The sequence below is a fragment of the Mycobacterium syngnathidarum genome, from assembly GCF_001942625.1.
GTDB classification, from domain to species: Bacteria; Actinomycetota; Actinomycetes; order Mycobacteriales; family Mycobacteriaceae; genus Mycobacterium; species Mycobacterium syngnathidarum.
Genome location: NZ_MLCL01000011.1, coordinates 132,157 through 145,171 on the forward strand (window position 1 = coordinate 132,157; position 13,015 = coordinate 145,171).

Consider the following 13,015-nt stretch of genomic DNA (forward strand, 5'->3'; position numbering starts at 1 on the left):
CCAGCCGAGCATCCAGCGAACTCCAGTGCCCTGTGGATAACTTGTGGATGGTTTTGCAGGGGCCCAGTGTCGCCACTGCTCACAGGCGGTAGTTCTGAATTACACGCTTGTGAGTAAGACTGTGTGCCGGCCGCTCACCGCAAGCTACAGCGGAAGCAAACCGTGCTTGCGCTGCACCTTGGGGCCGTTCTGCTTGTCCCGCAACAGCTTCAGGGACTTACGCAGCAGCAACCGGGTTTCGTGCGGCTGGATGACACCGTCGATGTAGCCGCGCTCGGCAGCGATCCACGGCGTGGCCATGTTGTCGTTGTAGCCCTTGATGAAGTCGGCGCGGATCTTCTGCACCTCAGGTGCGGTCGGATCCGGGAACCGCTTGACCAGCAGCTGGGCCGCGCCCTCGGCACCGATCACCGCGATCCGGGCAGTAGGCCAGGCGTAGTTCAGATCGGCCGTCAGCTGCTTGGAACCCATCACCGCGTACCCGCCGCCGTAAGCCTTGCGGATGATGACCGTCACCTTCGGCACGTCGGCCTCGACGATGGCGTTGAAGAACCGGCCACCGCGCTTGATGATGCCGCCCGTCTCCTCGGCAACACCCGGCATCGCGCCCGGGGTGTCGACCACGAAAACCAAAGGCAGGTTGTAGGAATCGCAGAACCGGATGAAGCTGGCGGCCTTGTCCGAAGCCTCGTTGCCGATCGCGCCCGACATGAACATCGGTTGGTTGGCGACGACGCCGACCGGATGTCCGTCGACCCGGGCGAACGCGGTGATCAGCTCCGGGGACCGCTGGTCGGCGATCTCGAACACGTCACCGTCGTCGAAGATCCGCAGCAGGATCTCCTGCATGTCGTAGGCCATGTTGTCGGCGTCCGGCACGATGGAATCCAGCTCCAGGTCATGCGGCGTGATCTCCGGCTCCAAGCCGGGATTGATGATGGGCGGGTTGTCGAAGTGGTTCGACGGCAGGAAGCTCAGGTAGTCGCGCACGTACTGGTAGGCGGCGGCCTCCGACTCGACCACCTTGTGGATGTTGCCGCGCTGCGCCTGCACATCCGCGCCGCCGAGCTCATCGAAGGTGACATCCTCGCCGGTGACATCCTTGATCACGTCCGGGCCGGTGATGAACATGTAGCCCTGGTCACGCACCGCCACCAGCAGGTCGGTCTGGATCGGCGAATACACCGCTCCGCCGGCGCATTTGCCGAAGATCAGCGAAATCTCGGGAACCAGGCCGCGCAACATCTCGTGCCGGCGGCCGAGTTCGGCGTACCAGGCCAGCGAGGTCGCGGTGTCCTGGATACGGGCCCCCGCGGAGTCGTTGATACCGATGATCGGGCAACCGACCATGGCCACCCATTCCATCAACCGGGCCACCTTGCGGCCGAACATCTCCCCGACCGACCCCTGGAACACCGTCTGGTCGTGACTGAACACGCCGACCGGACGGCCGTTGATGGTGCCGTGCCCGGTCACCACGCCGTCGCCGAAGAAGGCACTCGGATCGCCCGGCGTCTTGGCCAGCGCACCGATCTCCAGGAAGCTGCCCGGATCGAGCAGGGCGTGAATCCTGGCCCGTGCGGACGGGATTCCCTTCTTGTCCCGGCGGGCCCTGGCCTTCTCGTCGCCCGGATCGGATGCCAGTTCCAGCTTCTCGCGGAGCTCGGCCAGCAGTTCAGCCGTCGTCTTGTTCGTCACTTGCTCTCGCTCTCCGCTGTCGACATTGTCGCTTCGCTCTGGATACGGCCGATCGCCTCGCTCATATGAGCACCGACCTTGGCAATGTACGGCTCATCGATGGCCTGAATGTGCTCGCCCCCGATGTGTACGACCTCCAGGTCCGAGGCAGCTTCGCCCCAGCCGCCGTCGGGCTGACGGGTGGCGTACGCGGGCTCGAACACGATCGCGTCATCGTGGTAGCGGTCGGCCATGTAGAGCGTGACGTGCCCGTCGTAGGGCTGGATCTCGATGGTGTCCAGGGCCCGGTTGTCCAGGTAGGACGTCCGCTGGTGCTCGATGATCCCGCCCGGGATCTGCACACCGCTCTGCGCGACGACCTCCAGGACGAACTTCACCTGGCCCTCGTCGTCGAGCTTCTCCAGCTCTTCGTAAGGGATCTCGGGAACCTCGACGTTGAAGGTGCGCTCGGCGAACCGGGCGTAGCGGTCCCAGCGAGCCCGCATCCCCGCCTGGCTCTGGTCGATCGGCTCGCCGGGGCGAACACAGTCGATCAGGCCCACGAACCGGACGTCGGCACCGGCCTGCTTCAGGCCGATCGCACAGGCGTAAGCCAGCGCCCCGCCCAGCGACCAGCCGGCCAGGATGAACGGACCCTGATGCATCTCAAGGAGTTTGGGCACGTATTCGGCGGCGCGCTCCTCGATGGAGCCCTCGACCCGCTCGATGCCGTACACCGGGGTGTCGGCCGGCAAGCGCTTCAGCAACGGCTCGTAGACGACCGTCGATCCGCCGGCCGGATGGAACACGAACACCGGAATCTTCGAGGACCCGTCCGCAGTGCCTTTCGGCGCGGGCCGGAGGATGCGCACGAACCCGTCGACCACACCCTCTTCGAGCTGATCGCGCACGATCGTGGCCAGCTCTTCGATGGTCTTCGACGACCGCACCTGCTCAACCGTGACGGTGCCCTCGGCGCGCTCGGAGAGCCGCTCGGACAGCTTCGTCGCCATCTCGACATCGACGAACGGCAGCTCGTTGAAGATGCCGCCCGGCGACTTGCCGGTGACGATCGCCCAAGTGGCGAACGTGACCCGCTCCGCGGCGTCACGCGGGGGCACGTCGGCGCCCAGTGCCTCGGTGACCGCCTCCTGGGTCAGCACCTTGGCTGCCGCCGCAGCCGCGGTCGCCTTACTCGGTCCCGACGGATCCGACGGCGGAGCCGGGATGGCCGGGCCACCCGGATCGGTGGGCGGCGGCGGGATCTCCAAGCCTTCGGTGGCCGCGGCCTCGGCGGGCTTGTCCGGCTCGCTGTCCTCGGCGGGCTTGTCACCCGACGGATGTCCGGCCTCGGCCAGCTTGGCTTCGAGCTCGGCGACCGTGGAGGCACCACCCAGCAGTTCGGACTGCTCGGCGGCGATCTCCTCGGCCGTCTTGCCCTTCTGGGACTCGGCGATCTGATCGACCTCGTCGCGGTGCTCGATCGCGTACTTGATGAGGTCCTCGACGTTGTACAGGTTGGCGTCGCGCACCGCAGTCAGCTGAATGGGCGGCAGGTCGAAGTCGTACTCGACGCGGTTCTTGATCCGCACCGCCATCAGGGAATCCAGGCCCAGCTCGATCAGCGGCACCTCCCACGGCAGGTCCTCGGGCTCATAACCCATGGCCGCACCGACGATGGTGCCCAGCCGCTGGCCGATGGTCTCCCCGGAATCCGGCGACCACTTCTCGAAGCCGGCGCCCATGCCTGCACCCTTGGTGAGGTTGTCGGACAGGATCTCCGCGTCATCCTCGGGCTCGGGCTCGGCCAATGCCGGCGCGGCCGAAACCTGTTCTGCGACAACACCGGCACCTACCGCAGTGGGCAGCGTGGTCGCTGCGCCACCCCGGGTCACGATCGCGTCGTAGACCAAACAGAAGGAAGACTCACCTCCGTTGTCCAACCGGGCATGCACCTGCACCGAGGCGCCGCCCGGGTGCCGGGTCAGCGTGGTGACCAGGCGGGACCCCTCGGCAGGCACCGCACGCTGCTCGGAAGCCGTCAACCTGGCATCCGGAAGCACCTGCGCGGCAGCGGCTTTCACCAGGGCAGCCAGATCGGCGGTGCCCTTCGACACAAACTCCCAGACATGCTTGCCGTCCGGCGTCGCGACATGGTTGCCGGGCATCACCGCGGAGCTGTCACCGGTGAAGTGCGCGTCCAGCCAGTGCTGCTTGCGCTTGAACTTCGTCGGCGGGATGTTGGCGAAGTCCAGCGCGCCGGCCAGGCCGGTGGACTTGCGCGGGAACAAGGTCCGCAAGTCCAGGTCATGACCGTGCACGAACAGGTGGGCCATGGCGGTCACCATGGACTCGACCTCGTCCTGCTTACGGGCCAGGGTCGCGATCAACTGGGCATCGTGCAGCCCGGCCGACGCCGTCGTCAGCCCAACCTGCATGAGCGCCACCGGGTTCGGTGCCAGCTCAAGGAACGTGGTGTGGCCGTTGTCCACCGCATTGCGGATGCCGTGGGTGAAGTAGACGCTGTGGCGCAGACCCTTCTTCCAGTACTCCACGTCATGGATCGGCTCGGCGCCGGCACGGATGAACTTGCCCTCGTGCACGGTCGAGAAGTAACCGGTGCTCAGCGGATGCGGCTCGATGCCCTGGATCTCGGCGGACAGTTCACCGAGCAGCGGGTCCATCTGCTGAGTGTGGCTGGCGCCCTTGGTCTGCAGCTTGCGGGCGAACTTGCCCTCGGATTCCGCCCTGGCGATGATCGCGTCGATCTGCTCGGGCGGGCCGCCGATGACGGTCTGGGTCGGGGCCGCGTAGACACACACCTCAAGGCCCGGGTAGTCGGCGAAGACCGTCTTGATCTCGTCGGCCGAATACTCGACCAGCGCCATCAGGCGGATGTACTCGCCGAACAGCATCGCCTCGCCCTCACCCATCAGGTGGGCACGCGAGCAGATGGTCCGGGTGGCATCGGCCAGGCTCAGGCCGCCGGAGAAGTATGCGGCGGCCGCCTCACCGAGCGACTGCCCCACTACCGCAACCGGTTTGGCACCGTGGGCCTTGAGGAACTCGCCGAGCGCGATCTGGATGGCGAAGATCACCGTCTGGACCACTTCGATGGGGTATTCGCACGTCTCGTTCGTGTAGTCGATCGAGTCGTCGAGGATCAGCTCGACAACGGAGTACCCGCGCTCATCCTGGATGTGGGCATCGACCTTGTCGATCCACTCCGCGAAAACCGGCTCGCGCAGGTACAGGCTCTTGCCCATCTTGCGGTGCTGCGCCCCGAAACCCGCCAACACCCACACCGGACCGTTGGTGACCGGACCGTCGGCCGAGATCACGCTCGGGTGCTGCTTGCCCTCGGCGACGGCGCGCAGACCCTTGATCGCCTCGTCGTGGTCGTGGGCCAGCACGATGGCACGCGAACGGCCGTGGTTGCGGCGTGACAGCGAGCGTCCGATGGATTCCAGCGAGGACGCCCGGCCCTCTTCGCTGTCCATCCAGTCCGCCAACTCAGCGGCAGCGACTTTCTTGCGCGAGGTCAGGAAGGCCGAGACAGCAAGCGGGACAACCTTCTTGACAGGTTCGGCGGCTTCAGCTGCGGCCAGCTCCTCGCGGGCGGCCTCGATCAGGCGCTTGGCCTCGTCGGTCAGCCCGGGCAGTTCGTGGTTCACCTCGTCGTACGCCGGGTACTCGTCGGCCCCGGATTCATCATCGTCGTGAATGAACTCGCCGTACTCGTCCATCCGCACACCGCCGACGTACACGGCGTTGGCCTCGTCAGAATCCGACTTCTCTTCAGCCGTTTCAGGTTCCGGCTGCGGTTCCACAAGATCCGAGGACAGCACTTCGCGCAGCACCAGGTGTGCATTGGCGCCGCCGAAGCCGAATCCGGACACACCGGCGATCGCGTGTCCGCTGTAGCGCGGCCATTCCGAGACGGTGTCGTTGACCTTGAGGTGTTCTTTGTCGAAGTCGATGTACGGGTTGGGCCCGGCGTAGTTGATCGACGGCGGCAGCTTGTCGTTGGCCAGCGACAGCGTCATCTTGGCCAGGCTCGCCGCGCCCGCGGCCGATTCGAGGTGGCCCACATTGGATTTCACCGCGCCCAGCAGGGCCGGCTTGTCCGCCTCACGACCGCGCCCGACCACGCGGCCGAGGGCGTCGGCCTCGATGGGGTCGCCGAGGATGGTGCCGGTGCCGTGCGCCTCGATGTAATCGACGGTCCGCGGGTTGATCCCGGCGTCCTTGTAGGCCTTGCGCAGAACCGCTTCCTGCGCATCGGGATTGGGGGCGAGCAGACCGTTGGACCGGCCGTCGTGGTTGATCGCACTGCCGGCGATGACGGCCAGGATCTGGTCGCCGTCACGACGGGCGTCGGACACCCGCTTGAGCACCAGCATGCCGCCACCCTCGGACCGGGCGTAGCCGTCGGCGTCCGAGGAGAACGACTTGATCCGGCCGTCCGGGGCCAGCACGCCACCCACCTCGTCGAAGCCGACGGTGACCATGGGGGTGATCAACGCGTTGACACCGCCGACGATGGCCACGTCGGCCTCACCGGAACGCAACGCCTGCACACCCTGATGCGCTGCCACCAGCGAACTGGAGCATGCGGTGTCGACGGCGACCGACGGGCCGCGGAAGTCATAGAAGTACGAAACCCGGTTGGCGATGATCGAACTCGCGGTGCCGGTGATGGCGTACGGGTGCGTGACCGACGGATCCGAGACCGCCAGGAACTGGTAGTCGTTGGTCGAATTACCCACGAACACACCGACACTGGTGCCGCGCAGGCTCGACGCCGGGATGCGGGCGTGCTCCAGCGCCTCCCAGGTCAGCTCCAGCGCCATGCGCTGCTGCGGGTCGATGTTGTCGGCCTCCATCTTCGACAGCGCGAAGAACTCGGAGTCGAAGCCCTTGATGTCCGAAAGATAGCCGCCACGGGTGCGGGCCTTGGCCACGCGCTCGGCGATCCGCGGCTCGGAGAGGAACTCTTCCCAGCGGCCCTCGGGCAGGTCGGTGATGCAGTCCTTGCCGGCGAGCAGGGCGTCCCACATCTGGTCGGGGGTGTTCAGGTCACCCGGGAAGCGGGTGGCAACGCCGACGATGGCGATGTCTTCCACATCGCGTTCCCGCGACCAGTCCTCGTCGTCGGTGCTCGGAGGCTCGGGCTCGCCCTCGATGATGACCGTCGCCAGCGACTCGATGGTGGGGTGCCGGAACAGCACCGTGGCCGTCAGCGTGACGCCGGTGAGGTCCTCGATGTCGCTGGCCATCGCCACCGCATCACGAGAAGACAGACCCAACTCGATCAGCGGGGTGGTCTCGTCGATCGCGTCGGCCGACTGCCCGGTGGCGTTGGCCACCGCCTTGCGCAGCCATTCGCGCATCTCCGCGACGGTCAGATCCGGACGCGACGACGGTGCCGCGGCGGGCTCGGTGCCGTCTGGAAGATTCGAATTGCTTTGTGTTTCATCCATGTTCAGGTCACCTTTGTCTCAACCGGCCGGCAGTCGGCGGTGTGGGTCAGCTCAGCTCAGTCGGTCTCGTCGGGGAAATCGTTGGCGATCTTCCCGCTGCGCAGCGACCCGTCGAGGTAGGCCGAGCGGCAGGCCCGCCGGCCGATCTTGCCGCTGGAGGTACGCGGGATGGCACCGGCCGCGGTCAGCAGCACGTCGCGCACGGTGACGCCGTGCCGCACCGCGATCGCCGCGCGGATGTCGTCGGTGATCGGCCCGACTTCGAGCTTGTGGGCGCCGGGCGCCCGCTCGGCCACGATCACCAGTTGCTCGGAGCTGTCGTCGTCGTCACGGTGCAGGCCCGCGTGCGCGTTCTCGAACACCTCGTCGGGCAGCTGGTTGGCCGGCACCGAGAACGCCGCGACGTAGCCGGTACGCAGCGCCTTGCTGGCCTCCTGCGCGGAGTACTCCAGGTCCTGCGGGTAGTGGTTGCGGCCGTCGATGATCACCAGGTCCTTGACGCGGCCGGTGATGTACAGGTCGCCGTTGTAGAAGGCGCCGTAGTCGCCGGTACGGACCCAGGTGGCGTCGTCCTCCGCGCCCTCGGCGTGCGACGGGCTGGTCCGCGACTTGAGGGTGTTCTGGAAGATGTTGACGGTCTCTTCGGGCTTCCCCCAGTAGCCGGTGCCCATGTTCTGACCGCTCATCCAGATCTCGCCGACCTGGCCGTCGGGCAGCTCGGTCGCGCTGTCCGCGTCGACGATGACGGCCCACTCGGAGACACCGACCTTGCCGGCCGAGGCCTGGGCGACCGCCTTGGGCGAGTCGCCGTCCACCTCGACGATGCGACCGGTGTTCAGTTCGTCGCGGTCGACGTAGATGATCTTGGGCTCTTCGGCGGACGGCGTGGTCGACACCATCAGCGTGGCCTCGGCCAGGCCGTAGGACGGCTTGATCGCCTTGGCCGGGAAGCCGAACGGGCTGAAGGCCTCGTTGAACCGGCGCACGGTGGCAGCCGAGATCGGCTCACTGCCGTTGAGCACGGCCTTGACGTTGGAGAGGTCCAGCGGCGTGCCGTCCTTGGGGACGCCGCGGGCGGCGGCATGGTCGAACGCGAAGTTCGGGGCCACCGAGATGACACCGCCGGTGTCGCCTTCCTTGCGGGCCATCTCACGGATCCACCGTTCCGGCCGGCGCACGAAGGCGGCCGGGGTCATGAAGGTGAAGTAGTGGCCGATCATCGGGGCGATCAGCGCGGTGATCAGACCCATGTCGTGGAAGAACGGCAGCCAGGACAGACCGCGGTCGCCCTCCTCGCCTTCCAGCGCCTCGACGATCTGCACGATGTTGGTCGCCATGTTCAGGTGGGTGATCTGCACACCGGTGGGGATTCGGGTCGACCCCGAGGTGTACTGCAGGTACGCGATGGTGGTCTCGTCAGGCCCCTCAGGGTGGATCCAGGTGGACGCGACGTCGTCCGGAACCGCGTCGACGGCGATGACGCGGGGGCGCTGGTTGGCCGGGCGGCTGCGGAAGAACTTGCGTACGCCCTCGGCGGCCTCCGTGGTGGTCAGGATCGCCGACGGGTGGCAGTTGTCCAGCACGGCGTGCAGGCGGCCCACGTGGCCGGGCTCGGACGGGTCGAACAGCGGCACCGCGATGCGTCCGGCGTAGATCGCTCCGAAGAACGCGACCAGATAGTCCAGGTTCTGCGGGCACAGGATGGCGACGCGATCACCAGGCTGGGTGACCTGCTGCAGCCGGGCGGCGACAGCCTTGTTGCGGGCGCTGAACTGGGCCCAGGTCAAATCACGGGCCACGCCGTCACGTTCGGTGGAGAAGTCCAGGAAGCGGTACGCCAGCTTGTCGCTGCGAACCTTGGCCCAGCGCTCGACGTGCTCGACGACGCTGGCTCCGTCCGGGAACTTGATCTGACCGTCCTTGATGAACGGATTGATGAACGGCATTTAACTTCTCCTGTCAGAGCCGTACTCGTCGCGTTGTCGCACGTCATTGGCGGTGCGTTGCAGCCACTCGGCGGCCGTACGTACCCAAACCCGGACGATCGTACCGGGCGCGGCGACCACGCCTACGAGTCAGCTGACGGCTCTAGTCAACCAACCACGCACGCGCGAAGCTCTTATTTTTCTCTTAATGTTAAGGGACCGTGACGGTCCCGACCAAATCCGCCGCGCCGCTCATCCGTGCTTGGGATGAGGCGCATTCTCCACCAGGTCCTTCGCCCAGTTCAGCGTCCACTGGGTGGCCGTCTGCCCGTTCTCCACCCAGAACTGCGGGGTGTTGTACAGGGCGTGCACCGGCCCGGCCGCGCTGCCGGTCAGCGTCTCCAAAGTCTTGGGCAGGTTGAAGATCGAGAAAGCCTCTTCCGGCGCCGAGCAGATCAAGTCGCCCTTGCCGCAGATCTGGTTGGTCCGGCCGTCGAGGGCACCGAAACCGCCCTGCCGCGGGCCGGTCATCGTCAGACCCATCTCGGACAGCACCGGCACCTCGTGCAACGTGATCTCGGCGCCCTGACCGGGCGGGTTGGGTCCGACGTCCTGCCCGACACCGAGCTGGCGGCGGCCGTCGGCGATCAACGTCACGCCCAGAACCAGGTCTTCATCGACCGGGCCGCGGCCGTTGCCGATGTCGCTGGCGAGGTCACCGCCGATCACCGCGCCCTGCGAGAACCCGGCGATCACGTAACTGGTCAGCGGGCAACGGTCGTTCATGTCCGTCATGGCCTTGACCGCGGTGCGCTTCCCCTCGGCGCGGCTGTCGTCGTACGACATCTGGTTGTCTGCCGAGAACGGGTTATGGAACTGCGCGGTGTAGGGCACCGTGTAGACCTCGAGGCGGTCCTTCCCGAACTGCTCGGACATCGGCCGGCTGATGTTCGTCATGAGAGACAGCGGGAACTGCGTCGGATTGAACGGGTCGTCCTGCGGCGAGGACTCCCAGGTGCCCGGGATCGAAACCATCATCACATCGGGGCAGTCGGCGGACTGGAACTCCGGGCGCGGCTTCCGCGGCGTCGACGGGCCGGGCACCCCGGCGGGAGGCTGGGCCGTCGGCGGCGCCGACGGAGTCTCGGGACGACGCATCACGATCACCACGATCGTCACCACGAGCACCACGACGAGAGCCATCGCCGCGGCGGCGATCAGGGCCAGGATGCGGTGACGCTTCCGGCGGCTGGCATTTTTGGCCATGGGTTACTCGGGCTCCTCGCGTGCGGTGCGGTGTGATCTGCGGCTAGCAGAGATGTTCGGTGGCGGTGCGGATGTAGTCGGTGGCGGCGGCGTCGATCTCGGCCGATGTCGGGCTTTTCTGCCCGGACCGCGACGCCCGGACGTCGCTACGCACCAGCGGCAGGACGAACGCGCGCACCGCCTGCTCATTCTGCCTGGCGGCGCGGGCCTGGCACACATAGGACCCGATCGACAGCGCCAACAGCTCACTGGACGGGGTGATCCCGACAGCCTTGAGCTCGTCGAGGTACGTGTGCTGCTGCGAAGTGATATCCAGCTCACCGCTGCGGCGTGGCAGCGGCTGAGCCGACACCGCCTGCGGCTGGGCACCGCTGACCTGTGAGGTGGGCAGCACCAGTGGCGCCATGATGTCGTCGCCCGCATCGCATGCCGTGAGCAACGACGCAACGGACACCGCTACCACCAAGGTGGCCGACCGTAGTGTGTGCTGCACGCCTCCACCGTACCGGCTGGTGAAAAGTGCCCCGGCGCAGCCGATTCTGGTCATTCCGGCAGGTCGCCCGGACGGCTACTTGATGGTCGCGACCAATTCGCCCGACATATGCGCCAGCTGCGGGGCCCAGCTACCCCAGTCATGCTGACCTCCGGCCGGCATGTCGAAGTGCCCGTTGCTGCCACCGACGGAGCGGTAGTGCTGGTAGAACGACCGGTTGCTGCCCTGCGCCTGATCGCAGACACCGATCATCGCGGCCGGGTCGCTACATGTCAGCGTGGCCGGGCTGTACACCCAAAGCCGGGTGTTGGCATCGGCCAGCAATTGCACGTGCACGTCGGGGTCATGCCACTTCCAGCGGCCCAGCTGTGGGGCACCCCACATGCCGTAGCTGTCCACCCCGCCGAACTCGGCCATCCCGGCCGTGATCGCGCCGTTGAGGGTGGTGGCCGACGGGGTCAGGAAGCCCGACAGCGAGCCGGCGAAGCGGTACCGGTCGGGGTGGAACGCGGCCAGTGTCAGCGCGGCGGTACCGCCCTGCGAGGCGCCCACGACCCCGTGCCCGCCCGGGGCCAGACCCTTGTTCGCGGCCAGCCAGTCGGGCAGCTCAGCGGACAGGAACGTCTCCCACTGCTTGCTGCCGTCCTGCTCCCAGTTCGTGTACATGCTCCAGGCGCCGCCCGCCGGGGCCGCCACCGAGATACCGCGGCCGGCCAGTGTCGACATCGCGTGGCCGGCGTTGACCCAGTTGCTGACGTCAGGGGCGGCGTTGAACGCGTCGAGCAGGACCACCGCATGCGGCCCGCCGCCCTGGAACGCCACCGGAATGTCGCGGCCCATCGCCGCCGACGGGACCATCAGGTACTCGACACCGTCGGCCCGGGCGGGAGTGTCCGTCGCCGCCGATACGGCCCAGAGGCCGGCACCGAGCACCGGAGCCAACAGGGCCAGCAGCATCGCCCGCATCAGACTCAACGCACGCCTCATCATCAACCTCTCCTGCTGCCGGTCGCTCGAAGTGCCCCCGCACACGTAACCCGCGTTGTAGTGAACCACATCGCCCCCGCGGGAGGGGCCGCAAACGGCTGACGGCGGCGACCCCGTGGGGATCGCCGCCGTCTTCCTTTGTCTTACCTGGTGTTACCCGCGTCCGCTCAGGCGGTCGGGGTGGCGCCCAGGACCCGCTGCAGGTCAGGCTTCATGGCCTGCAGCTGCTGACCCCAGTAGGCCCAGGCGTGCGTACCGCTCTGCGGGAAGTTGAACACACCGTTCTTGCCACCGGCCGCGATGTACTTCTCCTGGAAGGTGGAGTTCGTCCGGCAGACGAAGCCCTCGAGGAACTTGGCCGGCATGTCGGTGCCACCGAGCTCGCCCGGCTTGCCGTTACCGCAGTACACCCAGATGCGGGTGCCGTTGTTCGCGAGCGTGGCGACCTGCTCGGTCGGGTCGTTGGCCTTCCAGGCGTTGCCCGGGTCACCGGTCTTGCCCCACATGTCGTCGGCCTTGTAGCCACCGGCGTCACCCATCGAGATACCGATCAGCATCGGCCACCAGCCCTCGGACGGGTTCAACGTGCCCGACAGCGAGGCCGCGTAGATGAACTGGTCCGGGTGGCGGGCCGCCAGGATCAGCGCCGACGAACCGGCCATCGACAGACCCACCACGGCGCTGCCGGTCGGCTTGACATCCCGGTTGGCTGCCAGCCACTGCGGCAGCTCCTGGGTCAGGAAGGTCTCCCACTTGTAGGTCTTGCAGCCGCCGTCCTTGCTGCCACACGCCGGCTTGTACCAGTCGGTGTAGAAGCTGGACTGGCCACCGACCGGCATCACAACCGAGATGCCGGAGTTCAGGAACCACTCGAACGTCGGGAGTTCGATGTCCCAACCGTTGTTGTCCTCACGGGCGCGCATGCCGTCGAGCAGGTACAGCGCGGGTGCGCCCGCCCCGCCGCTCTGGAACTCAACCCGGATATTGCGCCCCATCCCAGCTGACGGAACGTCGAGATACTCGACCGGCAGGCCAGGTCGAGACCAGGCTCCTGCGGTCGCCGAGCCGCCGACGACGCCAACCAGGCCAGGCAGTACGGCCGCCGCGGCGACCGCAACCGTCAGCCGGCGCGACAGACCTGCCGCTGCGCCGCGCATCTTCCCAACGAACTTCATACCGCTCCC

Annotated in this window: 7 protein-coding genes; all 7 read right to left on the bottom strand. The window is 67.1% G+C overall.

The window, feature by feature from the left end; all coding sequences use genetic code 11:
- Window positions 1–144: 144 nt before the first annotated feature.
- On the bottom strand, window positions 145–1,698 hold the full coding sequence (locus BKG60_RS03275; protein ID WP_070186667.1) for an acyl-CoA carboxylase subunit beta: 1,554 nt from the start codon (window positions 1,696–1,698) through the stop codon (window positions 145–147).
- Window positions 1,695–7,160 (bottom strand): polyketide synthase Pks13, encoded by a 5,466-nt coding sequence (gene pks13 / locus BKG60_RS03280; RefSeq protein ID WP_165688697.1) that lies wholly within the window; start codon window positions 7,158–7,160, stop codon window positions 1,695–1,697. The genes BKG60_RS03275 and pks13 overlap by 4 nt, the downstream gene beginning before the upstream one ends.
- Window positions 7,161–7,216: 56 nt before the next feature.
- The gene (fadD32, locus tag BKG60_RS03285; protein WP_070186665.1) at window positions 7,217–9,106 is read right to left on the bottom strand and encodes a long-chain-fatty-acid--AMP ligase FadD32; all 1,890 of its coding nucleotides are present in this window, start codon (window positions 9,104–9,106) and stop codon (window positions 7,217–7,219) included.
- A gap of 231 nt (window positions 9,107–9,337) precedes the next feature.
- Window positions 9,338–10,351: a carboxylesterase Culp6 gene (culp6, locus tag BKG60_RS03290; protein ID WP_075909217.1), complete on the bottom strand. Its 1,014-nt coding sequence runs from the start codon at window positions 10,349–10,351 to the stop codon at window positions 9,338–9,340.
- 43 nt (window positions 10,352–10,394) lie between these two features.
- Entirely contained in the window at window positions 10,395–10,844 is a 450-nt protein-coding gene (locus BKG60_RS03295) for a hypothetical protein (protein ID WP_070186685.1), read from the bottom strand.
- A gap of 75 nt (window positions 10,845–10,919) precedes the next feature.
- On the bottom strand, window positions 10,920–11,831 hold the full coding sequence (locus tag BKG60_RS03300; RefSeq protein ID WP_070186663.1) for an alpha/beta hydrolase-fold protein: 912 nt from the start codon (window positions 11,829–11,831) through the stop codon (window positions 10,920–10,922).
- Between the two features lie 167 nt (window positions 11,832–11,998).
- Window positions 11,999–13,006: an esterase family protein gene (locus tag BKG60_RS03305; RefSeq protein WP_070186662.1), complete on the bottom strand. Its 1,008-nt coding sequence runs from the start codon at window positions 13,004–13,006 to the stop codon at window positions 11,999–12,001.
- Window positions 13,007–13,015: the final 9 nt, after the last annotated feature.

Coding starts and splice junctions, on each gene's coding strand:
- BKG60_RS03300 (WP_070186663.1), bottom strand. CDS start 11,831: ATGAGGCGTGCGTTGAGTCTGATGCGGGCGATGCTGCTGGCCCTGTTG.
- BKG60_RS03305 (WP_070186662.1), bottom strand. CDS start 13,006: ATGAAGTTCGTTGGGAAGATGCGCGGCGCAGCGGCAGGTCTGTCGCGC.
- fadD32 (WP_070186665.1), bottom strand. CDS start 9,106: ATGCCGTTCATCAATCCGTTCATCAAGGACGGTCAGATCAAGTTCCCG.
- culp6 (WP_075909217.1), bottom strand. CDS start 10,351: ATGGCCAAAAATGCCAGCCGCCGGAAGCGTCACCGCATCCTGGCCCTG.
- pks13 (WP_165688697.1), bottom strand. CDS start 7,160: ATGGATGAAACACAAAGCAATTCGAATCTTCCAGACGGCACCGAGCCC.